This window comes from Roseomonas mucosa ATCC BAA-692 (genome assembly GCF_000622225.1).
GTDB classification, from domain to species: Bacteria; Pseudomonadota; Alphaproteobacteria; order Acetobacterales; family Acetobacteraceae; genus Roseomonas; species Roseomonas mucosa.
In genome coordinates this window covers 126,662-151,270 of sequence record NZ_JHWD01000007.1, presented here as the reverse complement: position 1 = coordinate 151,270, position 24,609 = coordinate 126,662, and the positions used below count along the sequence as shown (strand labels likewise).

Genomic DNA, 24,609 nt, shown 5'->3' with positions numbered 1-24,609 from the left:
GACTACTCCTCTTCGCGCTCGATCATCCGGCGGCCGCGGATGGGCGAGATGTCCACCGGGCCGCCGAGAGCCTGGGCCAGCTCACTGGTATCCCCGGCCTGGTACTCGCCCGGCGAGACCGGCTCGGCGGCGGTGCCGGCAGCGGGATCGTCGCCACGCTTCGCGGCCTTGCGGCTATGGGCCTGACGGCGGATCGTCGGGTCCTGCTGGATCGGGTCGTCCGTGGGGAAGGGGCGGTCCTCACGGTTGGCGAACTTCTCGTCGATCATCTGCGGGTTCTCCCAGCCTTCCAGCCCAGGAAACGCGAGGCCGGCGAGGCGGGTTTCCCCACCGGACCGGGACGCCGGGGCGGGATCAGCGACGCAGCGGGTCGTAGGGCTCCAGCGGGATCTCCGTCCGGCCGGTCAGGACGAGCTGCGCCAGCAGGGCGCCGGCATAGGGGCCCATGGTCAGCCCGCCCGCGCCGAGCCCGTTGGCGATGACGAGGCCCTCCAACCCCGCCGCCCGGCCAAGCAGGGGACGGATATCCGGCCCCATGGGGCGGAAGCCGATCCGCATCTCGTGCAAGGTGGCGTCGGCGAGGCCGGGGGCGACGCCCAGCGCATTGTCCAGCACCTGCCGGATGCCGGCGGCGGTGAAGCGGTGGTCGAAGCCCGAGCCGGTCTCGCGCGTCGCGCCGACCACCACGCGGCTGTCGTCGAAGGCCAGCAGGTAATGGCTGCTCATCGGCAGCAGCACCGGCCAGTGCCGCGTGTCCACCCCCGGCAAGCGCAGGTGCAGGATCTGGCCGCGCTGCGGCTGCACCGCCAACTCCAGCCCCAGCGGGGCCAGCAGCGGCGGCGCCCAGGCCCCGGCGGCGAGCACGGTCTCGTCCGCCTCCAGCGCCATGCCGTTCTCCAGCGTCACGCCGCGCACGGCACCGTCCCGGGCCTGGAGCGCCGCCACGGGAAAGCGGTGGATCTGCGCCCCGTGCCGTTCCGCGGCGCGCAGCATGGCGGTGGCGAGCAGCCGGCCATCCACCCGCGCCGCGCCGCCGACATGCAGGGCGGCGAGGCCAGGGCGCAGTGGCGGAAAGAGGGCGCGCGCCTCGTCCGGCATCAGGCGGGTGATCTCTCCCGCTTCCGGGGCGTCCTCGGCGCGGATGCGGGTGCGGGCCTCGGCCTCGTCCAGGCCGCCCTCGTCGCCGGGCACGCAGAGCGCGCCGACGCGGCGATAGCTGAGCTGGGTCTCGCCATCCTCGGCCAGCCGCTCCACCAGCGCGGGATAGTAGCGTGCCCCGCCGCCCGAGAGCCGGTACCAGTCCGGATCGGTGACGCGGCTGGCCCAGGGGCAGATGATGCCGGCGCCCGCCGCGGTGGCGCGGCCCTCCACCATGGGGTCGAGGAGGATCACCTCGGCACCCTCGCGCGCCGCGTGATAGGCCAGGCTGGAGCCCAGGATGCCAGCCCCGACGACAATCACGCGCATGAAGCTACTCCAGATCCGGGTGGCCCGGCGGTGGGGCCGACGACGGGAAAGGCCGCCGCGCGGACAATATCGCCCTGGCTCATCCGTCGATACGGAGGGAGACAAGTTTCGTTGCGTGGATGCCGGTGGCGACAAGCTGCCCGGTATCGTGGAGCCGCCCGGTGGATGGCGCGGCGGGCCGGATCAGGCCGGGCGCATGATCTCGGCCTTCGGCGCCGGCTCCGATTGCAGGATCAGCGCGTCGGCCGGTTGTGATGCCGGGGCGAGCACCGCCATCTCCTCGGAACCATCGGGATGCGTCGTGATCCCGAGGGCGGCGATCAGCATGGCGGCGAGCAACAGGCTGCTGGCGACAGGCCCGGCCAGGCGCGGGGCGGCGAGCGCCGCCTGGCTCCGCCCGAGGCCGAGCGCGAAGATCGACAGGAAGCCGGCGCCGAGGGTCAGCGCCAGTCCGACGGCATGGGCACGGCCCGGGAAGGAACGGCGCGTGTCGGCCTGGCCCTTCCGGGCCCGGTGACGACTCTCGGCGAGAGCGATCTCGCGGTCGCAGGCGATCGAGGCGAGGCGGATCCGCAGGGCGGCGGCCCGGCCCATATCGGCCTCGATCCTTCGCAGCGCCAGGAAAGGATTGCGCGTGCCGGCGACGGCGCAGACCACGCGCGTCACCTGGCGGGCTGTCTCGCTCCCTTGGGCGTGTGCCACGGCGCGGGAAATTTCCGGCAAGAAGTGGACGGCGACCAGCAACAGCGAAGAGTTCATGCTTTTGATCCTTCCCCCGGAGCCGATATTACGATGTTAGCTTTATTTTACAAGACAGGATCAAAAAAGCGCATGAACAGGTGGGCGGGCATCAAACTGCGATAAAATAAATCACAGGTTGTGTATTTGCTGTGATTTGCAATCGAAAATCAGCACCAAGAAGAGGGCAGGGGCCGGGAGGCCCCTCCCTGTCGATCAGGCGGAGCGCACATCCATGGCCAGGGTCATCTCGCTGGACCCGGCCGCATAGGCCAGGCCTTTCCGCGTCGCCCAGGCATTGGTGAGGATGAAGAGCGGGATCAACGCCACGTCGCCCATCGCCATGGCCACGCCCTTCTGGATCAGGGCCTCACGCTTCGTGTCGTCGATGGTGGACAGCGCCGCATCGGTCAGGGCGTCGAACTCCGGATTGGAGTAGCGGCCGTCATTGGAGGAGCCGCGGCCCTTCTCCTTGTTGTAGGTGCTGAGCACGCTGTTCATGACGTTGCTGCCCTCGCCGGTGCTGCTCGACCAGCCCCACAGGCACATGGAGTATTCCTGCCGCGTGGCGCGGGGGACATAGGCGCTCCAGGGCATGGCCTCGATGCGGGTCTGCACCCCGATCCGCGTCCACATCTGCGCCACCGCCTGCGCCGTTTCGGCATCGTTCGGGTAGCGGTCGTTGGGCGTGCGCAGGGCGATGCGGAAGCCTTCGGGGAAGCCAGCCTCGGCCAGCAGCTTCCGCGCCTCGTCCGGCGCATAGGGCGGCACCGGCACGCCGGGAGCGTAGCCGAAGCTGCCCTGCGGCATCCATTGCCCGGTGGGGGCAGCCATGCCCTGCATCACCCGCTCGGCCAGGGCCTGGCGGTTGATGGCGATGTTCAGCGCCCGCCGCACCCGCAGGTCGAGGAGCGGGCTCTTCTCGAAGGGCTTGCCGTCCTTGGTCGTCACCTCGGGCGGGTTGGTGGCGTGGGAGAAGTCGGGGCCCAGGTAGATCAGGCGCAGGCCGGGCGCCGTTTCCACCGTCACCTGGGGCGAGTTGCGCAGGCGCGGCAGGTCGCTGGCCGGCGGCGTGTCGATGATGCCGACGTCGCCCGACAGCAGCGCCGCGACGCGGGCGCCGGGATTGGTGATCTGCCGCAGGGTCACCTGGGTCCATTCCGGCTTCGGGCCCCAGTATTCCTCGTTGCGCACCAGCTCCAGCCGGTCCCCGGGCACGTAGCGGACGAACTTGTAGGGACCGGTGCCGATGGCGGCCTTGCCGCTGTTGTACTGGTCCGTGGTCGCGCCCTCCCCGACATGGCGGGAAACGATATGGACCTGCTGCAACTGGCGCGGCAGGAGCGGTGCCGGACCCCTGGTGGTGACGCGCAGCGTCAGCGGGTCTGGCGCCTTCGCCTCGGCGATGGAGGAGAGGTAGGGGCCCAGGCCACCGGGACTGTTGGGCACGTCCCGGGCGCGGGCGAAGGTGAAGATCGCGTCGTCGGCCGTGAAATCCCGCCCGTCATGCCACTTCACTCCAGGGCGGAGCTTGAACTCCCACTCGGTCTCCGAGACCGGCGTCCAGGACAGGGCCAGGCCGGGGACCGGGTTGCCCTTGCGGTCGCGTTCCATCAGGCGGCTGAAGATGTGGTTCGCGACGGTGTGGTTGGGCGTGGCAGAGAAGAAATGCGGGTCGATCGAGTTGATCGCGCCACCGATGGCCATGACCAGCGGCTTGCCCTCGCCGGAGCCAGCAGCCCCCTGGGCCAGGGCATGGCGGGCGAGGAGCGGGGAACCCAGAAGGGCAAGGGAGGCGGAAGCGAGGTCGCGGCGCTTCATGGGGCAATCATCCTGGGCTCGGAAGGGCCGCCCGGCCGGGCGGCGCAGGACGCGCACAGTGCCACGCTTTGACAGGGAGGAAAGGGGGCGGGGCGGCGGTTCTTCCCCGTTGGCGACGCCGCCGGCTGCATCCGGAAGATCGCGACCGGCGGCGGCGATGCCTCCGGAGGGTCGCCGCGACCGGCGGCGGCCCTCCGGGGTGGCCCGGATCAGAACGGCGTGCTGCCGCCCGTGGCGCCGATCACCTCGCCGGTCATGAAGCTGCCTTCCTGCGAGGCCAGGAGCACATAGGCGGGGGCGAGCTCCGCGGGCTGGCCGGGGCGGCCGAAGACGGTCTGTCCGCCGAACTCCTCAATCTTCTCCTGCGGCTGGCCGCCGGAGGGTTGCAGCGGCGTCCAGAAGGGGCCGGGGGCCACGGCATTCACGCGGATGCCCTTCTCGGCCACCTGCTTCGCCAGGGCCTTGGTGAAGTTCATGATCGCGGCCTTGGTGGGGGCGTAGTCCAGCAGTGCAGGAGAGGGGTTCATCGCCTGGATCGAGGTCGTGTTGATGATGGCGGCCCCGGGCAGCATGTGCGGCAGGGCTGCCTTGGTGATCCAGAACATCGCATAGACGTTGGTCTTGAAGGTCGCGTCGAACTGCTCGGTGGTCAGGTCGGCGATGGCCTTCACCGCGGTCTGCTTGCCGGCATTGTTGACCAGGATGTCCAGCCCGCCGAGCTGCGCGACGGCATCGGACACCAGCTTCTCGCAGAAGGATTCGTCGGACACGTCGCCCGGCAGGAGGACGGCCTTGCGGCCGGCGGCCTCGATCTGCTTCGCCACCTCGCGCGCATCCGTTTCCTCGCTGGGCAGGTAGCCCAGGGCGACATCGGCACCCTCGCGCGCGAAGGCGATGGCGGCGGCGCGACCGATGCCGGAATCGGCACCGGTGATCAGCGCCTTGCGGTTCGGCAGGCGACCGCTGCCGCGATAGCTGTTCTCGCCATGGTCGGGCATCGGTTCCATGCGGTGGAGCTCGCCGGGCGCGTTCTGCGGCTGCTTCGGGAAGGGCGGGCGCGGATACTGCTGGCGTGGATCGCGCATCGCATAGGGATCGTGGCCGTTCGTGCTCATGAACTGGTCGTCCTTTCCGGAAGGGGCGCGGATGCAGGGCGTGGCCGACGAGGATGCCTGCCGCGGGCCCGATGGAGCGGCCGCGCCGTCAGGGCATGAACGGCTGGCGGCACGTCCTGTTGCCGCGGGATCGGGCGAGGGCGGGAAAGGGGAGCGATTCTGAGCCGATTGTGAGGCGAGAGCCGCCATGCCAGGGGAGGGGGAGCGCCGATCCCGTCCCGCCCGCCTCGTGGCGGGCCGCCTTCCGCGCGGGCGCCCCGGTCACGCGATGGAAGAAGGCTTCATCCCGCCCGGCAGCCGCCCCGGAAACGGAAAAGGGCGGGCACCCGGAGGCGCCCGCCCTTTCTGTTCCGGCGAGGAGGGGCCGGATCAGCCCATCTTCTTCTTCAGGTTCTCGTCCAGCTTGGCGAGGAAGGCCTGGGTGTTCAGCCAGGGCTGGTCCTTGCCGATCAGGATGGCGAGGTCCTTGGTCATGTGGCCTGATTCCACCGTCTCGATGCAGACCTGCTCCAGCGCGTTGGCGAAGTCCACCAGGTCCTGCGTGCCGTCGAAGCGGCCGCGATAGGCGAGGCCGCGCGTCCAGGCGAAGATCGAGGCGATCGGGTTGGTGGAGGTGTCGCGGCCCTTCTGGTGCTCGCGGAAATGGCGCGTCACCGTGCCGTGCGCGGCCTCGGATTCCACGGTGTTGCCGTCCGGCGCCAGCAGCACCGAGGTCATCAGGCCGAGCGAGCCGAAGCCCTGCGCCACGATGTCGGACTCCACGTCGCCGTCGTAGTTCTTGCAGGCCCAGACATAGCCGCCTTCCCACTTCAGCGCGGCGGCCACCATGTCGTCGATCAGCCGGTGCTCGTAGGTCAGGCCGCGCTTGTCGAACTCGGCCTTGAACTCGTTCTCGAAGATCGTCTGGAACGTGTCCTTGAAGGTGCCGTCATAGGCCTTCAGGATCGTGTTCTTGGTCGAGAGATAGACCGGGAAGTTGCGCGCCAGGCCGTAGTTGAAGGAGGCGCGGGCGAAGCCCTCGATCGAGGAGCCGAGGTTGTGCTGCATCATCGCGACGCCCGTTCCCTTGAACGGGAAGTCGCCGATCTCCTGCGGCTGGCCGCCCTCGGGCGTGTAGGTCATGGTGACCTTGCCGGGGCCGGGCACCTTCATCTCGACGGCGCGGTAGATGTCGCCATAGGCATGGCGGCCGACCACGATCGGCTTGCTCCAGTGCGGCACCAGGCGGGGCACGTTCTGGCAGATGATCGGCTCGCGGAAGATGGTGCCGTCGAGGATGTTGCGGATGGTCCCGTTCGGGGACTTCCACATCTTCTTCAGGCCGAACTCCTTCACCCGCGCCTCGTCCGGGGTGATGGTCGCGCACTTCACGCCGACGCCGTACTGCTTGATGGCGTTGGCGGCGTCCACCGTCACCTGATCGTCGGTCTGATCGCGGTACTCGATGCCGAGGTCGTAGTACTTCAGGTCGATGTCGAGATAGGGGAGGATCAGGCGGTCCTTGATGAACCCCCAGATGATGCGGGTCATCTCATCCCCGTCGAGCTCGACGACGGGGTTCTTCACCTTGATCTTGGCCATTGCGGATCCTCTCCGGCAGCGGGTTCGGGCCGCCCTGGGGCGGGGCACGGCGCGGGGCCGCGGCCTGCCGGGAGGGCGGGAGGGTGGCGCGGACATTCGCATCGGCCCCGCCCCGGGGCAAGGCCCCCATGGGATATGGCAGGCGCCGTTCGCGGATATGGCAGGCGCTCCCGCCATCCGGCCGCCATGCCGTGATCATGGGCCGCAACTGACGGCGCGGGCCGGCCGTTTCCCCCGGCATGTGGCACGGGGCCGCGCGGGGAACATCGCCCGCGCCTCCGGCCGGAACGCCCGGACCGCCGGGAAATGCCCCAGGGGAGACACCAGCATGGCCCGTATCGTGTCGGGATTGTTCGACCGGCGTGAGGATGTCGAACTGGTCATCGAGCATCTGGTGCAGCAGGATGGGCTGGACCGCCGCCGCATCGCCGTGCACGCCGCCGACGGGGCGGATGCGGCGGATGCGGCGGAGGAGGAAGGCTTCTGGGCCTCGCTGCGCCATCTCTTCATGCCGGACGAGGAGCGCCACGCCTATTCGGAGGGAATCCGCCGTGGCGGCATCGTGCTCACCGCCGAGCTGGAGGATGCGGAGGCCGACCATGCCATGGCGGTGTTGCGTGACCATGGCGCGGCGGACCTGGAGGACCGCCGCCGCGAGTGGCGAGGCGCAGGCTGGCAGGACTACGTGCCGCAGGGCGAAACGGGCGGCCTTTCGCCGGCGGAAATGGCCGCCCTGGCCGCTGCCACCGCCGGGACGCCGGATCCTGCCGACCTGGGCGCGCCGACGGGGCGGGAAGAACGCCGCGACGATGATATCGAGGGGACGGCGGCGCTGAACCCGCCCACCGGCACGCGCGTGCCGCTGGTGGTGGAGAAGAAGAGCGGGTTGCGCTGAGCCGCATCCGCCTGGGCCGCGTGCCGGAGCCCCTGCTGGCGCCCTGGTACGCCCCGGCTTCGCCAGCGCACGGCGAGGATCAGTCCACCGTCTCGGTCCGGTTCTCCACCATGGCCAGCAGCGTTTCCAGCCGGTCCGCCTCCATGGCCGGCTTGTCGCGCCGGATGCGGGCGATGCGGGGGAAGCGCATGGCGACGCCGGAACGGTGGCGGCCCGAAAGCTGCGCAGCGTCGAAGATGACCTCCAGCACGAGCGCCTTCTCCACCTCCCGTACCGGGCCGAAGCGTCCGGTGGTGTGTTCGCGGATCCAGCGGTCGAGCCAGACCAGTTCCTGGTCCGTGTAGCCGGAATAGGCCTTGCCGACGGGCACCAGCTCCTCCGTCCCGTCCTCCGCGGCGCGCCAGAGGCCGAAGGTGTAGTCCGAATAGTAGCTCGACCGCTTGCCGTGCCCGCGCTGGGCATACATCAGCACGGCATCCACGGTGAGCGGCGCGCGCTTCCACTTCCACCACAGCCCCTTCACGCGGCCGGCGACATAGGGGCTGTCGGCGCGCTTGAGCATCAGCCCCTCGATCGAGGCGGCGCGGGCGCCCTCGCGCAGCTCGGCCAGGTGGCGCAGGGAGGAGAAGGCGACCAGCGGCGACAGGTCCATCCCTGGCGGCCGGTGCCGGGTGAACCATTCCTCCAGCCGGCCGCGCCGCGTGGCGAAGGGCAGGGGGCGCAGGTCCTCCGCGCCATCCACGAGCAGGTCGTAGAGGCGCACGGCGACCGGGAAGTCGCGCTGCATCTTCGGCGTGATCACCTTGCGGTTCAGCCGCTGCTGCAGGTCGGCGAAGGGGGCGACGACGCCGTCGCGCACCACCAGCAGCTCGCCATCCAGCGTGGCGTGGAAAGGCAGGCCCTCCAGCAGTTCCGGAAAGGCGCCCGAGACATCCTCGCCGGTGCGGGACCAGAGCCGGACGCCGCCTGGGCTGGCGGCGAGCTGCACGCGGATGCCGTCCCATTTCCACTCGGCGCGCCAGTCCTCCGGCGCGGCCTCGATGGCGCCGAGATCGGCCTCCTCCAGGGGATGGGCCAGCATCAGCGGGCGGAAGACCGGGGCATCCCGAGGATCCGGCCTCGGCTCGCGCCCTTCCAGCCAGCGGAAGATCGGGATGTAGGGCGGGGCGACGCCGTGCCAGACCTCCTCGATCTCCTCCACGCCCCGGCCGGCCCACTCGGCCAGCGCCACGCGGGCGAGGCGGGCGCTGACGCCGACCCGCAGGGCGCCGGTGACGAGCTTGATCAGGGCGAAGCGCCCGTTGCTGTCGAGGCTGTCGAGCCAGGTCTCGATCAGCGCCGGAACCTCGGCGCGGGTGGCGAGCTCCAGCCCCTCCACCACCTCGCTCAGCATCGGCGGCGGCGCGTTGGTGCCGGGCCTTTCGGGCCAGATCAGCGCCACCGTCTCCGCGAAGTCGCCGACATAGTCCTGCGACAGGGCGAGGAGCACGGGATCGGTGCGCTCCGCCACCAGGGCGCGGATCACCGAGGGCTTGGCGGCGCTGAAGACCAGTTCCCCGGTCAGGGCGGCGAGGCCGACGCCGCGCTCGGGATCGGGCTGCTCGTCGAACCAGCGGCGGATCAGGGCGAGCTTGGCGAGACGGCCCGGGGTGAAGACCAGGCGCTCCAGCAGCTCGGCGAAGGCGGGCAGGCTCATCGGGCCACATCCCTAGGCGAGGCATCCGTGCCGAAGCCGCCACCCGCGGGCAGTGGAGCTGTCTCCGGCGGGACCGTTTCCGGGGCGCCTTCCAACGGCGCGCCTTCCTCCGGCGGGGCAGCCTCCAGGGCGTCGTCATCCTCCTCGCGGCCGATCAGGTGCAGGGCGCGACCCCGCACGCCGCGCAGCGACAGGGCATGGATCAGCGCGTCGTCGCGCCCATGGGTGACCCAGACCTCGGGAGCCTGGACCTCGGCGCAGGTGGCCAGCAATTCATCCCAGTCGGCGTGGTCGCTGATGATCAGCGGCAGTTCCACGCCGCGCAGCCGGGCGCGCTGGCGCACCGTCATCCAGCCCGAGGCGGCGCAGGTCACCGGATCGGCCATGCGGCGCGACCAGGGCGTGGCCTCGGCCGAGGGAGGGGCCAGAACGATCTCGCCGGCCAGGATCGGCGGATGGCCACGCTTGAGCCCCTTGGGCACCGGCTCCAGCGGGCCGAGCGGGATGCCAAGGCGCTCGTAAAGGGCGCAGAGGTTCCACAGCGCGCCATGCAGGTGGATGGGCCGGTCGTAGCCCGCCTGGCGCAGCAGGGCGATGATCCGCTGCGTCTTGCCCAGCGCATAGGCACCGACGACATGCGCGCGCTCCGGAAAGAGGGCGAGGCTCTTCAGCAGCCGGGCGACCTCGTGCGAGGCGTCGGGATGGCGAAAGACCGGCAGCGCGAAGGTGGCCTCGGTGACGAAGACGTCGCAGGTCACCGGCTCGAAGCCCGCGCAGGTCGGGTCGTGGCGGCGCTTGTAGTCGCCGGAGACGACGATGCGGCTGCCCTGCCATTCCAGCACGATCTGCGCCGAGCCCAGCACATGACCGGCCGGGACCAGGGTGACGCGCACGCCGCGATGGGTCAGGGCTTCGCCATAGCCCAGCGCCTGCTGCTCGCGTCCCGCATTCCCCTCGCCGAAGCGGGATTCCATGATCGCCAAGGTTTCCGGTGTGGCAAGCACGGCACCATGGCCGGGGCGCGCATGGTCGGCATGGCCGTGGCTGACCACCGCGCGGGGGACGGGGCGTGACGGGTCGATATGGAAATCGCCGGGCTCGCAATAGAGGCCCAGCGGGGTAACGCGCATCCAGCTTTCGGGGTGGGGTGGGGAATTCACGCGGCGGCCCGTCCTGGCAGAGAGGGGACAACGCCACAGCGGGCCGGGCGATGCCAGGAGGAAGGGAGGGCCGGGGCGCGGTCGCGCCCGGTGGGGATGCCGGAACGAGGCGGCGATGCGCGAAGGCGGCCCTATCCCGGCCGGACCGCAGCCGCCTCCCGGGCAGGCTTCAGCAGCCCTGCCTTCTGCGCCAGCCAGTGTGCCTTGTCGGCATCGCCGACCATCACCACCCCGGTGGCCGGGTCCTCCAGCCCTCGCAGCCGGTAGAACTGCAGGTTGCGGCGGAAGCCCTTCGGCTGGTCGGGCAGGGTCTGCAGGCTGCCGATCCGGAGGCCCTTGCCATCGTGATGGCCGAAGAGCCGCCCGATCCGCGCTTCCACCACATCCACGGCCCCGGAGGGGCGCGCATAGTGCAGCACGACGGGCAGTTCGAGATGGTCGGCCAGAAGCGTGCCCTGGGGCTCGGAATCGTCGAAGGGCGTCGCGGTCGTGCGCAGGCGGCCACCGGAAACCATGCTGCCCTGGCCATCGGCTTTCAGCGTGACAGGGCGTCGGATACGCAAACCCAGCAGCGCCAGCCAGCCGAGCACAAAGGCGCCGAAGAGCGACAGGATCCAACTGGAATCATGCATTCGGGTATCTTGCCCATTCCAGGTTGTCTGAAAGGGCATGATTAACACTTTATGCGAGAAAATCCTTGGTGGTTTTCGTAATCTTCCCGCAAGGCGGCCGTGGGTTCAGCGATCCCCCGCCTCGGCTACCTCCAGCAGCGCCGCACCGCTGCGGCGGTCCCGGGCGAAACGCGTGCCGCACTGCTCCCGCTCCAGCAGGCGGGAGGCCGGGTTCGCCACCTGCAGCTTCGCCTGGACGCGGCAGACCAGCTCGTCCCGGGTACGGGGGCTGCCGCCGTTCCAGGCCCGGATCGCATCACCCCAGTCGCCGGTGCTGTCGTACTTGGCGCGTAAATGCCGGGCCGCCCAGTCGGTGGCGCGGGCCGGGTCGAGCGGCCAGTCGGAGCGCGCGGCATGGACCCGGGCATTCACCTGCACGCAGCCGGCCATGATGGGCTGGCCGGGGCGGGCGCCGGCCACGAGGCGCCGGGCGGCCTCGGAGGTATCGGGAAAATAGGAGCGGCCGCCGATATTCAGCGCATAGGCGTGCAGCCCGGACTCCGCCAGCGCCACTGCCACCAGCAGGCCCTGAGGAAGGCCGTTCCGGGCCTCCGCCTCCCGTGCCGCCGACAGGCAGGCGGCGCGCGGGCTGCCTCCGGTTTCCCGCACCGGGCGTTCCGACCGGGGCGGCTTGCTTTCCGCCGGCCTGGCCAGGGCGGCCGGCGCGGCCAGCAGCAATCCGCTGGCAAGCGCCAGGGCACCGCGGGCCTTCAGGCCGCTGCCTCGGTGGGCCAGGGATCGTCCCTCGATCCTGGCGTGATGGGCGCTCCGCGGCATACCGCTCGGGAACGCCGCGTCTCGTCGCCGGCGCGGAGGCGTCGGCTGGCTGCTCGCGGGCGTCATCACCTTTCGCCCTAGCAGCCGGTGGTTGCGAAACAAAGAAGAAAAGCTGCCGCGCGCCCGGGGAGCCTCGTGGCGCCTCAGCTCGGGATGGGCGGCGGCTCGCCGGTTGGAAGCCAGTCCGGCACCGGCAGGCTGGCATAGGTGTCCCGCAGGCGGCTTGACCAGTTCTCGCGCAGGGCACGGAAATAGGGGTCGTCTTCGTTGATCCGGCGTTGCAGCCCGATCCGCAGGCTGCCTTCCGCATAGACCAACAGGTCCAGCGGCAGGCCGACGGTGAGGTTGGAGCGCAGCGTGTCGTCCATGCTGATCAGGGTCAGCTTGATGCCGTCCACCAGCCCGGTCTCGTGCGTCAGCACCCGGTCCAGCATGGGTTTGCCGTACTTGGTCTCGCCGATCTGCAGGAAGGGCGTGTCGGGCGTGGCCTCGACGAAGTTGCCGGCGGCATAGACGAGGTAGAGCCGCATCGGCCCGCCCGCGATCTGCCCGCCCAGCATCAGGGAGACGGAGAAGCCCACCCGGTGCGCCGAGAGGCTGGGCCCGTCCGTCGCGTAGATGGCGCGGACGGCGGCGCCGACCAGTTGCACCGCCTGGAACATGGAGGAGACGGTGAGCAGGGTCTGGCGCTGGCCCTCCAGGAAGACGCCTTCCTGCAGCCGGTTCCAGACCGCCTGGGTGATGGCGAGGTTGCCGGAGGAAAGCAGGCAGAGCATGCGCTCCCCCGGCACGCTGACCGCGTAGTTCTTGCAGAAGGTGGCGATGTTATCGACGCCCGCATTGGTGCGGGTGTCCGAGAGCATGACCAGCCCCTGGCGGAGGAAAAGCCCGACGCAATAGGTCATGCTCCCGCGTCCTTCCTGATCAGCCGTTGAGGAAGCAGCGGCTGATCTCGGCGCCGAGACGGGTGTGCTCGTTGATCGCGGCGGTCAGGAAGCCGTGCAGTCCGGGCGTCAGGATGTCCGCGACCGGCCTGCCGCTGACGCGGGCGAGAAGGCCCGAGGAGATGGTGCGGCAATCGCCGCAGATCAGCGTCTCCTCCGCCTCGATATCCGCCAGCGTGCGGTCGAGCCGCATGTAGCAGAAGCGCAGCGAGCGCGGCATCTCCCGCCGCAGCAGCAGGAGCTCGGCGACGCGGGAAGGCTCGATCCGCGAGCGGTACATGTACTGGTAGGCGCGCAGCGCGGAGAGCGAGCGCAGCACCGCCTGGCATTGCAGGTGGTGTTCCGGATGCTGTGGGCCGAAGAGGATGTGGCGGGTGTCCAGCAGGCGCGCGGTGTTGTCGGCGCGTTCCAGCATGGTGCCGAGATGGGTGAAGCGCCAGGCGTCGTCGCGCAGCATGGTGTCCGCCGCGGCGCCGTTGAAGGCCAGGGTGCGGGACTTCACCCAGTCCAGGAATCCGGGGAGCTGGTCGTCCTGCACGGCGTCCGAGCCCAGGCGGTGCAGCGCGATCCAGGTGTCGTTCACCGCTTCCCACATGTCCACGGTCAGCGCCGTGCGGACGGTGCGGGCGTTGCGGCGGGCGGCCTCCAGGCAGGAGGCGATGGAGGAGGGGTTGCCGGTGTCGAGGGTGAGCCACTCCACCGCCGCGCGGCCGGAGCATTCCTCGTAGCGGCCGCGAAAGCTGGTGTCGGTGCCGGAGGCGACGAGGAGGTGCCGCCATTCGCCGTCCTCCCCGTCCATGGTGGTGAGCGAGGCCATGCGCAGGCTGGAGGCGAGCGCCCGGGCGAGGTTGCCGGCGCGCTCGTTGTAGCGGGCCAGCCAGAAGAGGCTGTCGGCGGTGCGGGCGAGCATCAGGCCTGATCCTCCGTCGCGCCCGGAGGCGCGGGCGGCGGGAAGAGCGGTGGCATCGGCGCCATGGACTGCGTCATGCCTCCCATCGACTGGGTCATGCCGCGCGGCCCCATCTGCTGCACCATCCGGTCCTCGACCACCCAGGTGTCCTTGGTGCCACCGCCCTGGGAGGAATTGACCACGAGCGAGCCTTCGCGCAGCGCCACGCGGGTCAGGCCGCCGGGCACCATGCGGACCTCCTTGCCCATCAGGACGAAGGGGCGGAGATCGACATGGCGGGGAGCGAGCTGGCCATCCTCCGTCACCGTCGGCACGGTGGACAGCGCGAGCGTCGGCTGGGCGATGTAGTCCTCCGGCCGGGCGCGGATGCGCGCGGCGAACTCCTCGCGCTCCGCCTCGGTCGCATGCGGGCCGACCAGCATGCCGTAGCCACCGGAGCCGCGGGCGAGCTTGACCACCAGCTTGTCGAGGTTGGTCAGCACATGGGCGCGGTCATCGTCGCGGGAGCACATGAAGGTCTGCACGTTCTGCAGGATCGGCTCCTCGTTCAGGTAGAAGCGGATCATCTCCGGCACATAGGGATAGACGGCCTTGTCGTCGGCCACCCCGGCTCCGGGGGCGTTGGCCAGCGCCACCGTGCCGGCGCGGTAGGCGCGCATCAGCCCGGGCACGCCCAGCGCGCTGTCGGGGCGGAAGACCTCGGGGTCGATCCACTCGTCGTCCACGCGGCGGTAGATCACGTCCACCCGCTGCGGCCCGGCGGTGGTGCGCATGAAGACCGTGTCGTCCTTGACGAAGAGGTCGTGGCCCTCGACCAGTTCCACGCCCATCTCGTCGGCCAGGAAGGAGTGCTCGTAATAGGCGCTGTTGTAGGGGCCGGGGGTGAGAACCACCACGGTCGGGCTGTCGCCGGCATCCTCCGGGGCGATGGCCTTGAGCGTTTCCAGCAGCTCCTCGGGGTAGTGGCTCACCGGCGCGATGCGGTGCGCGGCGCAGAGCTGCGGCAGGAGGCGCATCATCGCCTCCCGGTTCTCCAGCATGTAGGAGACGCCGGAGGGGATGCGGCAGTTGTCCTCCAGTACGAAGAAGGCGTCCGGGCCGGTGCGCACGAGGTCGATGCCGGAGATCACCGTCCAGACCCCGGCAGGCGGGGTGAAGCCCGTCATCTCCTTCCGGTAGCCCTCGTTCTCCAGCACCAGCGCGGAGGGGATCACGCCTTCCTCCAGAATGCGCTGCCCGTTGTAGATGTCCTGCAGGAAGGCGTTCAGCGCCTTGACCCGCTGTTCCAGCCCGGCTGCAAGCCGGTCCCACTCGGCGCGGGCGAGGATGCGCGGCAGGACGTCAAAGGGGATCAGCCGCTCGGGGTCGCCGCCGTCCGAATAGACGGCGAAGGTGACGCCGATGCGGCGGAACAGCACCTCGGCTTCCCGTCTCTTGGCGTCCAGGGCTCCGGGCCCGTGCTTGTCGAGGTAGCGAGCCAGGCCCGCATAGGGCGGCCTGATCTCCCCGTCAGCGTTCATTTCGTCGAAGGCTTTGGCGACCATGGTATGAGCGTACAGCAAGGCACGTGCCGGAAAAGTGGGACGGTGCGTGTTCCTGGCCGGCAGCACGATATTTCGCATCATCATCGGCCCGGCGCCGCTTCCGGAGCCGGGAACCGGGCTGGAGGCCAGGTGCCCTTCCGGCATTTTTCCATTGTGTTCACGTTTTGTTCGTGCATGATCGGGGCATGGCCCAGCCTCTTCCCCCCTGTGTCTCGGCGACCCGCCGCCGCCCCTTGCCGCTGGTGTTCCAGGAGGCCGTCATGGCCGGGCTGCTCGGCCTGCTGGCATCCTGGGGTCTGGCGGAACTGGCGCTGATGATCCAGGGCTACTGAACACGCCCTTCCCGCCGCCCATACGCCGCCGGCATGGCCAGATCGGTCATTTCGTGGGCAGCCGGGCCACCCGTGCGGCTCCACCCCGCGCGACCCTCCCCGGAACCTTCCTGAAGCCTTCCTGAAACCTTCCCCTGGGGGGTGGGAGCTAACGGCCAGATTCCGGCACGCCAAGGAGGCATCGTGGTCCCGGACTGGCTGAATACCCTCGCCGCACTCCATATCGGCCTGTCGGTGCTGGCCGCGCTGGCGGTTCTCTTGGACATCCTGCTCCTCGGTCGGCGCCAGCCCATGGGGGTGATGGAGGCGGTCTGGCCGCTCACCATGCTCTACTGGGGTCCCTTGGGGCTGGTCTTCTACGGCTGGTTCGGGCGGGCGCGGCCGCAGGGAGAGGCCCGGGGCGGGGAGGCCGCCGCGCATCATTCCCCGGGTGGGTCACGGGCGGAACACCGCCCGATGGACCACCACGCCATGCGGCACGGCTCTCACGGGGCCTCTCGAAGCCCGATGTGGCAGGCGGTGTTCAAGGGCGCCACGCATTGCGGGGCGGGCTGCGCGCTGGGCGACATCCTGGCGGAAGGGCTGGCCGCCGCCGTCGGGGTGACGCTGTTCGGCTCCTTGCTGTTCGGCCGACTCGGGCTTTCCTTCGTGCTGGCCTATCTCTTCGGCATCCTGTTCCAGTACCTCGCCGTCGCGCCGATGCGCGGGCTGGGGCTCCGGGACGGGCTGGTGGCGGCGGTGAAGATCGATACGCTGTCCCTGCTGGCCTATCAGGCCGGCATGTTCGCGGTCATGGCGCTGGCGGCCCAGGCCCTGCCGGGGCTGGAGCCTTCCGCCTGGGCCTATTGGCTGATGATGCAGGGCGCCATGGTGGTGGGCTTCGCCACAACCTATCCGGTGAACTGGTGGCTGATCCGGCGCGGCATCAAGGAGCGGATGTGAACCCCGCGTCGTGTCACCCGGCCGTCTGGTTCGCGGCGCGGTCCGGGGCCGGCCCGGCATCCCGGTCCGGCGCCCGGTTCAGGGCCTCGTCCAGTGTCTGGGCCACGGCTTGGCGCGGGACGGGGAGCAGCCCGGCCGCCTGCTCGGCGGCGGCGAGCTCGGAATCCTCCGGCAGGGCCGCCTCCAGCATGCGCCGCGCGATCTCGCGCTCGCCCATCACGGCGAGGTTCGCGCCGAGCCGGGACAGGTGCTCCACCGTGGCGTCGGAATGCGCCCGGGCCACGATCTCCAGCCGCGGGTTCAGCGCGCGGGCCTGTTCCACCACCTGGCCGGCCTCGAAGGCCTCCGGCACGGTGACGAAGAGGCGGCGGGCACCGGCGATGTTGCCCAGGGCCAGGACCTGCGGGTCGGCGGCATTGCCCTCGATCACCTCCGCCCCGGCGGCGCGGGCGCGCTCCAGCGAATCCTCCCGGTCGTCGAAGACCAGGACCGGCCGGCCCGCCTCCAGCAGCCCGTCGCCGACGATCCGGCCGACGCGGCCATAGCCGATCAGCACGTCGTGGTCGGCCAGGGTGGTCGCCGTCTGCTCGCCGGGGCCGGGGATCTCCTCCTGCACCCGCTCCATCGCCGAGGCGTCGGCCGGGGCGGCAACGGCCACCTCCTCCTTCGGATAGCGGCGGGCAGGGCGGCGCTCGGCCAGGGCGAAGATGAAGGGGTTCAGGAAGATCGAGAGGATGGCGCCGGCCAGGACCAGGTCGCGCCCTTCCTCCGGCAGCAGCTTCATGCTGACGCCCAGGCCGGCCAGGATGAAGGAGAACTCGCCGATCTGCGCCAGGCTGGCGGAGATGGTGACGGCGGTGCCGTTGGGATGGCCGAAGGCGCGCACGATCATCCAGGCGGCGGCGGACTTGCCCAGCACGATGATGGCGATGGTGCCGAGCACCGCCCAGGGCGCCTCCACCAGCACCTTCGGGTCGAACAGCATGCCGACCGAGACGAAGAACAGCACCGCGAAGGCGTCGCGCAAGGGCAGCGCCTCCTCGGTCGCGCGCTGGGAAAGCTGGCTTTCCGCCATCACCATGCCGGCGAAGAAGGCACCCAGGGCGAAGGAAACCTCGAAGAGCGAGGCCGCGCCCGCCGCCACGCCGAGCGCCAGCGCATAGACGGCGAGCCGGAACAGCTCGCGCGAGCCGGTATGGGCGACGTAGTGCATGATCATCGGAATGACGCGGCGGCCCACCAGCAGCATCACCGCGACGAAGGCCGAGACCTTCGCCAGGGTGATGCCGAGGATCGTGGCCACCTCGCCGGCCGAGACGCTGCCGCCGGCGGAGATCTGGCCGACCACCGGCAGCAGCACCAGCGCCACCACCATCACCAGATCCTCCACCACCAGCCAGCCGACCGCGATCCGCCCGCGCTCGGTCTCCAGCAGGCGCCTTTCGCCCAGGGCACGGGTGAGCACCACGGTGCTGGCGACGGACAGGGCGAGGCCGAAGACCATGCCGGCCTGGAGGCTCCAGCCCAGGGCCCAGGCCAAGGCCATGCCCATCAGCGTGGCGACGGCGATCTGCACCACGGCGCCGGGCACGGCGATGTTGCGGACCGACATCAGGTCCTTCAGCGAGAAATGCAGCCCCACCGCGAACATCAGGAGGATGACGCCAATCTCGGCGAGTTCCGCGGCCAGCTCGGCATCGGCGACGAAGCCGGGGGTGAAGGGGCCGACGGCGACGCCGGCCATCAGGTAGCCCACCAGCGGAGAGATCTTCAGCCGGTGGGCGAGGAGGCCGAAGGCGAAGGCCAGCACGAGGCCGACACTGATCGTCGCGATGAGCGGCGTGTGGTGCGGCACGGCTCTCCCCCTTCCGGTTGAATGGCGCGGATGGTCACAAGATGGAGTGATTGTAAGCCGTTTCAACCTTTTTGGGTGATATTGACGCGGCAAATCCGCATCCCATCTACAAGTTGGGATGACACTGACCTCCGGGCAATGCCGTGCCGCGCGCGCCCTGCTAGACTGGACGCAGGATGACCTCGCCGAAAGGGCGGAGGTCAGCCGCAGCACCGTGCGCGGCTTCGAGGGCGGGCAGCACGAACTCCAGCGTTCCACCGGCACGGCCATCCGCCGGGCGTTGGAGGAAGCGGGGATCGTCATCCTGGAACGCGACGCGGCGGGCGGCGAGGGCGTGCGGCTCCGCTGAAGGGAGGAGCCGCGGAGTGGTTTCGCCCGGCCCCGGGGCCGGCCACCATACATTTGGTCCATCCGGAAACCACGGGCGGGGCTTGTGCTTACGCCGCTACCGCCTCCGGTCGGCCGGCATGCGCATGCCGGCTCCAGTCCAGGACCTTCCCATGCCCCAGCCTCCCACCCCATCGTTCCAGCCCGGATCGTGGCGCCCTACCCGGGAAGCCGATGCGGGGATCGGCCGATGAGGTCCGATACGCCCCGGCGTGGCACGGCCCTGCTGACCGTCACCGGCATTGTCCTCGGCCTGCTGGGCTTGGGGATCGGCGGCCTGGGCGGATGGCTGCTCGTGCTGGGTGGCTCCCCCTATTACCTCGTGGCCGGGCTGGCGATGCTGTTGAGCGGCATGCTGATCGCCACCGCCCGCGTCGCCGGTCTCTGGCTCTATGTGCTGCTGCTCGTGGGGACCACCCTTTGGGCCTTGTGGGAGGTTGGGTTCGACGGCTGGGCGCTGATCCCACGCCTCGTCGCGCCCGCCGTGCTGGGGCTATGGATCTGCAGTCCCTGGGTCGCGGGGCGCCTGCACCGGGCCGCCGGGATGGAGCCCCGCGCCGCCCGCCGCCATGCCTGGGGTGGCATGGCCGCCTGCGCCATGCTGATCGGGCTGGTCTTCGCGGCGGGCTACCGCATCACGGCGGAGCGCCACCTGACCTTCGGTGATCCGACAGGCTGGCAGCAGGCCGGCGCCGGAACGGAAGCGGCGGCCGCCAGTGACGACTGGCGCTTCTATGGCCGCACCCCGGCCGGCGACCGCTTCTCGCCGCTGACGCAGATCACGCCGGAGAATGTCGCGGGGCTGAAGCAGGCCTGGTCCTTCTCCACCGGCGACATGCCGCGGCAGGGGGAGAACAGCAACGGGCACGAGTTCTCCTTCGAGGCGACACCGATCAAGGTCGGGAACAGCCTCTATCTCTGCACGCCGCATCGCGAGGTGATCGCGTTGGATGCGACCACCGGCGCACTGCGCTGGCGCTTCACGCCGGGTGGCGACATGAGCCACAACGTGTACCAGGCCTGCCGTGGCGTCTCCTATTTCGATGCGCCGCCGGGCACGGCCTGCCCGCACCGGATCGTCTCCACCGCCTCCGACCTGCCGCGCCTCTTCGCGCTCGATGCCGAGACCGGCCAGCCCTGCCAGGGCTTCGGGGAGGGCGGCTTCGTGGACCTGCGGCAGGATATGGGTCCGGTGCCGCCGGGCTTCCATTTCATCTCGTCCCCGCCGCTGGTGATGAACGGGCGGATCATGCTGAGCGGCTGGGTCTACGACAACCAGAGCGTCGGCGAACCCTCGGGCGTGATCCGCGCCTTCGATGCGGTGACGGGGCAGCTTTCCTGGGCCTGGGACATGGGGCGCGAGCCGGCGACGAAGCCGCTGGCGCCGGGGGAGGTCTATACCCGCGGCACACCGAACGGCTGGGGCGTCTATACCGCCGATCCGGCGCTGAACCTCGTCTATGTACCGCTGGGCAATGCCACGCCCGACTATTACGGGGCGGAGCGGCGGCCCTTCGACGAACGCTATTCGAGTTCCCTCGTCGCGCTCGACATGAGCACGGGCGAGGAGCGCTGGCACTTCCAGACGGTCCATCACGACCTGTGGGATTTCGACCTGCCGATCGGGCCCTCGCTGGTGGACCTGCCGGGACCGGACGGGGCGACCATCCCTGCCTTGGTGCAGACCACCAAGCAGGGGCACCTCTTCCTGCTGGACCGGCGGGACGGCAAGCCGCTCGCGGAGGTGCGGGAACAGCCCGTGCCGGGCGGCACCATCCCGGGCGAGCGCTACGCGCCGACGCAGCCCTTCTCGGTGGGCATGCCGCAGCTGAACCCGCCGAAGCTGCGGGAGGCGGATATCTGGGGCGCCACGCCGATCGACCAGCTGCTCTGCCGCATCGAGTTCCACCGGATGCGCGACGACGGCCTCTTCACCCCGCCGGGCCAGCGGCCGACGATCGGCTGGCCTGCCTTCGACGGCGTGGCCGACTGGTACGGCGCGACCATCGATCCCGGGCGCAAGCTGCTCTACATCAACACCACCTTCATGCCCTTCAAGCTGCGGATGCTGCCCTATGAGGAGGCGGTGCGGCAGGGCTTGGTGAAGCCCTGGGCGGGCTGGGGGCAGCCCTATCCGCAGCCGCCCTTCGCCAACAACCCGCAGCACGGCACGCCCTGGTCCATCGTGGTGGAGCCCTGGCTGAACCCGGCCGGCATCCCCTGCGTCCGGCCGCCCTGGGGGCAGATGCAGGCGATCGACCTGCTGACCCGCAAGGTGGTCTGGCAGCGTCCGATCGGCACGACGCGGGACATGGGCCCGGCCGGGCTGCGCGCGCCCGTCGGCCTGCCCTTCGGAATCTTCAGCATGGGCGGCAGCGTGGCGACGCGCAGCGGGCTGGTCTTCATCGGCGCGACCACGGACCAGGCCTTCCGCGCCCTGGATGGCCGCGCCGGGCGCACCCTCTGGGAGACCCATCTGCCCGCCGGCGGCAATGCCACGCCGCTCACCTATACCGGCCAGGACGGGCGGCAGTATGTGGTGATCGCAGCGGGTGGGCATGGCGGCCTGCGCTCGCGCAACGGCGACGAGGTGATGGCCTTCGCTTTGCCGCGATAGGGGCGCGGTCCCCGGCCATGGGGATGGCGTCGGGGCGGGGAGCGGCGGGAGAGCCCGGAACCGCCCCGCCCGGGGGCCATGCTGCCTCAGCCCAGGCCGGAAAGCCGCGCCGGCAGGTCGGCCAGCGCCTCCTCGGGCGCATTGGCGAAGGCGAGCCGCAGGTGGCGTTCCTGGCCCGGGCCGAAGAAGGGGCCGGGAAGGGTGAGGAGCCCATGGCGGGAGGCCAGGGTCTCCGCGGCCTCCAGCGCATCCGGCGCGCCGTCGGGCAGGCGCAGATAGGCGAAGTAGCCACCCAGCGCGTCCACGCGCCAGCGATGGCCGATCGGGGCCATCAGCCGGGCGAAGGCGTCGGCGCGGCGGCCCATCAGCTCGCGGTTGCCCTCGCGCCAGTCGCGCAACGCGGGCACCGCCCAGGCGATGGCCTTCTGCGCCGCGCGGGGCGGGCAGATCTGCAGAGTGTCCACGGATTTGGCGAGTTCCGCCCGGAAGCCGGGCCCCGCCAGGATGGCGCCCAGCCGGTGGCCCGGCACGCAATAGGACTTGGAGAAGGAGTAGAGCTGCACGATGCCGTCCCGCCAGGATGGGTCGGCGAAGAGCCCGTGCGGCGCTTCCTTCCCCGGCAGGAAGTCGCGATAGGTCTCGTCCAGCACCAGCCAGACGCCGCGCGCGCGGCAGAGGGCGGCGAAGCGCGCCAGGGTCTCCGGCGGGATGATCGCGCCGGTGGGGTTGTTGGGCGTGATCAGCACCAGGGCGCGGACCTGCGGGTTGGCCTCTAGCAAGGCGGCGGCGCGGTCCGGATCGGGCACGAAGCCGTCCGCGGCCGCGCAGGGCAGGGGCACCGCGCCGATCCCGGCGATCTCCAGCGCCATGCGGTGGTTGAAGTACCAGGGGGTGGGCAGCATCACCGCCTCGCCGCTGCCCGCCATCACCGGCATGGCCAGGGAGAAGGCGAGGTTGCAGCCGGCGGTGATCACCACATCCTCCGCCGTCACCGCCGCCGCATAGGTCGCGGCGACATCAGCGGCCAGCGCCTCCCGCAGCGCTTCGTCCCCTTCGATCGGGCCATAGGTGGCGCTGGAGGCCTCCCCCGCCGCCTCGGCCAGCCGCGCCAGCAGCGCGGGCGGGGGCGGATAGCCGGGCACCGCCTGGGTCAGGTCCAGCAGTGGCCCGGCGGCGCCGTCATAGGCGGCGGCCCAGCGCCGCGCGGCGGGGATGGGCGGGGCGGCGGTGGCGCGCAGCCGGGCTGAAAGAGGCAGCATCGGGGGCAGGGCAGTGGCGGCGGACATGGTCTATCCCTTCTCACGGAGAAGGGGTTCGTGGCGAGGGGGCGCCGGCCTGTGCCGGGCCGGTCCGCTGCCCCCGGTCAGCCCGGAGGCCGGAGAAGGGCGGGCGGATAGGTGGCGTGGCGCCACCAGTGCCAGATGAGCCGGGCGGCCAGGGAACGCTGCGGGGCCCAGGAGGCGGCGAGCCGGGCGAGCTCCCTTGGCGCGGGGCGGGCCGGCAGGCCGCGCAGATGGGCGAGGCCGGCGGCCAGGGCGAGGTCGCCATCCGGAAAGATGTCCTCCCGCCCCTCCGCGAAAAGCAGGTGGACCTGGGCGGTCCAGCGCCCGAGGCCAGGGATGGCCGTCAGGTGCGCCAGCGCCTCGGCATCCCCCATGCCGGGCAGTTCTTCGGGGCGGAGCCGCCTTTCCACCACGGCCAGGGCCAGGGCGCGCGCATGGGCCGCCTTGGGGCGCGACAGGCCGGCGGTGCCGCAGAGCGCGGCATCGTCGAGGCGCAGCAGCCCTTCCGGCGTCAGCGCGCCGGGCAGCGCGGCGAGGCGCAGCCAGATGGCGGTGGCCGCGCGGTCGCTGATCATCTGGCCGCAGATCGCCCGGAGCAGGCCCGGAAAGCCGCGCGGCCGGGTGCGCCAGGGCAGCGGGCCGGCAACCTCCTCGACTCGCGACAGGGCCGGATCGGCCAGCAGCAGCAGGCGGCGCGCCGCATCGAGCCCGGGTGGGGCGTCGGCATCGAACTGCTCGGAGGGTGGCAGGGGCGAAACCGGTGGCGGAACGATGGGAGAGAGAGGCGTCAGGGCTGTCTGTCCTGTTCCGGAACATCCACCATGGAGAGCTCCTTGGAGGGTCATGCCACGGACGGACCCGTATCGGATCTGCGAACGCATATGCCCGATGGGGAGAACAGGGAACAGAGAAGAGGCGGCGGGGAGCCTGAGGGGGAAGTACGGCTCACCCGCCGCCTGCTATCACCACTGCCCCGTGAGGGGGGGAAGGGCAGCGGCGTATCCCGAAGATGGGCGTTGCGGGCCCGGAACCCAAGTCATGATGCATGCGAAAGTGCAACGGCTGGCAACGGGCGGGCGCATCGCAACAGATCGTTGCAAGAGATGCGGGCGAATCCCGGCAACCCGGCTTATGTAACAGCCATGGAGCCTGCCCCTCACATCCTGATCGTCGACGACGATCGAGAAATCCGCGATCTCTTGTCCCGTTTCCTGGAGAAACAAGGGCTTCGCGTCACCGCTGCGCGGGAAGCGCGGGAGGCGCGGCGCGTCTGGCCACTTGGCCGCTATCACCTGGTGATCCTGGACCTGATGCTGCCGGGGGAGTCGGGCCTGGATTTTGCGCGCTGGCTGCGCAGCCAGTCCGATGTCCCGATCGTGATGCTGACCGCTATGGGCGAGGAGACGGACCGCATCGTGGGGCTGGAGCTGGGTGCCGACGACTATGTCGCCAAGCCCTTCAACCCGCGCGAGCTGCTGGCCCGCATCCGCGCCGTGCTGCGCCGTGCCTCGGGCGAAGGCGCGGCACCCAAGGACCCGCCGCCCAAGGCGGTGCGCTTCGCCGGCTGGACGCTGGAGCCCGCCCGGCGCCGCCTGCTCGACCCTTCCGGCACCGAGGTCTCCCTGACCGGCGGCGAGTACGAGCTTCTGACCGTGCTGGTGGAGCGGCCGAACCGCGTGCTGACCCGGGACATGCTGATGGACCTGCTGCGCGGGCGGCAGGCCGGGCCCTTCGACCGGGCGATCGACGTGGCGGTGTCCCGGCTGCGGCGCAAGCTGGAGGATGACGGGCGCAACCCGACGCTGATCAAGACCGTGCGCGGCGGCGGCTACGTGCTGGCGGCGAGCGTCGAGCGCGCGGCGTGAGGCCCGTGC

Annotated in this window: 22 protein-coding genes; 6 read left to right on the top strand and 16 right to left on the bottom strand. The window is 70.7% G+C overall.

Annotated elements, in window-relative coordinates; translation table 11 throughout:
• Window positions 1–2: 2 nt before the first annotated feature.
• From BT98_RS23865 to BT98_RS0109310, 6 genes are all read right to left on the bottom strand, one after another.
• Entirely contained in the window at window positions 3–269 is a 267-nt protein-coding gene (locus tag BT98_RS23865) for a hypothetical protein (RefSeq protein ID WP_019459399.1), read from the bottom strand.
• 85 nt (window positions 270–354) lie between these two features.
• A complete protein-coding gene (locus BT98_RS0109330; RefSeq protein WP_019459398.1) occupies window positions 355–1,467 on the bottom strand; it encodes an NAD(P)/FAD-dependent oxidoreductase in 1,113 nt (370 codons plus the stop codon).
• 183 nt (window positions 1,468–1,650) lie between these two features.
• On the bottom strand, window positions 1,651–2,226 hold the full coding sequence (locus BT98_RS0109325; protein ID WP_019459397.1) for a hypothetical protein: 576 nt from the start codon (window positions 2,224–2,226) through the stop codon (window positions 1,651–1,653).
• A 195-nt stretch (window positions 2,227–2,421) separates the two neighbouring features.
• Window positions 2,422–4,026, bottom strand: coding sequence for an ABC transporter substrate-binding protein (locus BT98_RS0109320; RefSeq protein WP_019459396.1), 1,605 nt, complete (start codon window positions 4,024–4,026; stop codon window positions 2,422–2,424).
• A 209-nt stretch (window positions 4,027–4,235) separates the two neighbouring features.
• Window positions 4,236–5,141, bottom strand: coding sequence for an SDR family oxidoreductase (locus BT98_RS0109315; RefSeq protein ID WP_019459395.1), 906 nt, complete (start codon window positions 5,139–5,141; stop codon window positions 4,236–4,238).
• Between the two features lie 369 nt (window positions 5,142–5,510).
• Window positions 5,511–6,722: an NADP-dependent isocitrate dehydrogenase gene (locus tag BT98_RS0109310; protein WP_019459394.1), complete on the bottom strand. Its 1,212-nt coding sequence runs from the start codon at window positions 6,720–6,722 to the stop codon at window positions 5,511–5,513.
• Window positions 6,723–7,050: 328 nt separating this feature from the next.
• Between BT98_RS0109310 and BT98_RS23860 the strand changes: the two genes are divergently transcribed.
• Entirely contained in the window at window positions 7,051–7,617 is a 567-nt protein-coding gene (locus BT98_RS23860) for a hypothetical protein (RefSeq protein ID WP_019459393.1), read from the top strand.
• Window positions 7,618–7,696: 79 nt separating this feature from the next.
• Here BT98_RS23860 and BT98_RS0109300 read toward each other — a convergent pair whose 3' ends face one another.
• The 7 genes from BT98_RS0109300 to BT98_RS23850 form a co-directional block, all read right to left on the bottom strand.
• Complete coding sequence (locus BT98_RS0109300) at window positions 7,697–9,313, bottom strand: cisplatin damage response ATP-dependent DNA ligase (RefSeq protein WP_019459392.1); 1,617 nt, start codon at window positions 9,311–9,313, stop codon at window positions 7,697–7,699.
• Window positions 9,310–10,443, bottom strand: a complete 1,134-nt coding sequence (locus BT98_RS23855) for a ligase-associated DNA damage response exonuclease (RefSeq protein ID WP_019459391.1) — start codon at window positions 10,441–10,443, stop codon at window positions 9,310–9,312. Before BT98_RS23855 ends, BT98_RS0109300 begins: the two co-directional genes overlap by 4 nt.
• 161 nt (window positions 10,444–10,604) lie before the next feature.
• Complete coding sequence (locus tag BT98_RS0109290) at window positions 10,605–11,105, bottom strand: hypothetical protein (RefSeq protein ID WP_019459390.1); 501 nt, start codon at window positions 11,103–11,105, stop codon at window positions 10,605–10,607.
• Window positions 11,106–11,210: 105 nt separating this feature from the next.
• Window positions 11,211–11,921: a transglycosylase SLT domain-containing protein gene (locus BT98_RS0109285; RefSeq protein WP_115359161.1), complete on the bottom strand. Its 711-nt coding sequence runs from the start codon at window positions 11,919–11,921 to the stop codon at window positions 11,211–11,213.
• Window positions 11,922–12,064: 143 nt separating this feature from the next.
• Window positions 12,065–12,826 (bottom strand): peptidase, encoded by a 762-nt coding sequence (locus BT98_RS0109280; RefSeq protein ID WP_019459388.1) that lies wholly within the window; start codon window positions 12,824–12,826, stop codon window positions 12,065–12,067.
• A 19-nt stretch (window positions 12,827–12,845) separates the two neighbouring features.
• On the bottom strand, window positions 12,846–13,775 hold the full coding sequence (locus BT98_RS0109275) for an alpha-E domain-containing protein (protein ID WP_019459387.1): 930 nt from the start codon (window positions 13,773–13,775) through the stop codon (window positions 12,846–12,848).
• Window positions 13,775–15,337 (bottom strand): circularly permuted type 2 ATP-grasp protein, encoded by a 1,563-nt coding sequence (locus BT98_RS23850; RefSeq protein WP_455710565.1) that lies wholly within the window; start codon window positions 15,335–15,337, stop codon window positions 13,775–13,777. Before BT98_RS23850 ends, BT98_RS0109275 begins: the two co-directional genes overlap by 1 nt.
• 167 nt (window positions 15,338–15,504) lie before the next feature.
• On the opposite strand from BT98_RS23850, the gene BT98_RS27195 reads away from it, so the two are divergent.
• On the top strand, window positions 15,505–15,651 hold the full coding sequence (locus BT98_RS27195; protein WP_019459385.1) for a hypothetical protein: 147 nt from the start codon (window positions 15,505–15,507) through the stop codon (window positions 15,649–15,651).
• A 183-nt stretch (window positions 15,652–15,834) separates the two neighbouring features.
• A complete protein-coding gene (locus BT98_RS0109260; protein WP_019459384.1) occupies window positions 15,835–16,593 on the top strand; it encodes a DUF4396 domain-containing protein in 759 nt (252 codons plus the stop codon).
• Window positions 16,594–16,606: 13 nt separating this feature from the next.
• Here the strand turns inward: BT98_RS0109260 and ybaL are convergent, their stop codons facing one another.
• Complete coding sequence (ybaL, locus tag BT98_RS0109255) at window positions 16,607–18,448, bottom strand: YbaL family putative K(+) efflux transporter (protein ID WP_019459383.1); 1,842 nt, start codon at window positions 18,446–18,448, stop codon at window positions 16,607–16,609.
• A gap of 118 nt (window positions 18,449–18,566) precedes the next feature.
• On the opposite strand from ybaL, the gene BT98_RS0109250 reads away from it, so the two are divergent.
• Both BT98_RS0109250 and BT98_RS0109245 read left to right on the top strand, forming a co-directional pair.
• Window positions 18,567–18,797: a helix-turn-helix transcriptional regulator gene (locus BT98_RS0109250; RefSeq protein ID WP_019459382.1), complete on the top strand. Its 231-nt coding sequence runs from the start codon at window positions 18,567–18,569 to the stop codon at window positions 18,795–18,797.
• 228 nt (window positions 18,798–19,025) lie between these two features.
• A complete protein-coding gene (locus BT98_RS0109245) occupies window positions 19,026–21,452 on the top strand; it encodes a membrane-bound PQQ-dependent dehydrogenase, glucose/quinate/shikimate family (RefSeq protein ID WP_019459381.1) in 2,427 nt (808 codons plus the stop codon).
• Between the two features lie 86 nt (window positions 21,453–21,538).
• Here BT98_RS0109245 and BT98_RS0109240 read toward each other — a convergent pair whose 3' ends face one another.
• Window positions 21,539–22,738 (bottom strand): aminotransferase, encoded by a 1,200-nt coding sequence (locus BT98_RS0109240; RefSeq protein WP_019459380.1) that lies wholly within the window; start codon window positions 22,736–22,738, stop codon window positions 21,539–21,541.
• Between the two features lie 77 nt (window positions 22,739–22,815).
• Complete coding sequence (locus tag BT98_RS23845; protein ID WP_019459379.1) at window positions 22,816–23,580, bottom strand: DNA-3-methyladenine glycosylase family protein; 765 nt, start codon at window positions 23,578–23,580, stop codon at window positions 22,816–22,818.
• 297 nt (window positions 23,581–23,877) lie between these two features.
• Here BT98_RS23845 and BT98_RS0109230 point away from each other — a divergent pair, with 297 nt between their 5' ends.
• Entirely contained in the window at window positions 23,878–24,600 is a 723-nt protein-coding gene (locus tag BT98_RS0109230; RefSeq protein ID WP_019459378.1) for a response regulator, read from the top strand.
• Window positions 24,601–24,609 lie beyond the last annotated feature (9 nt).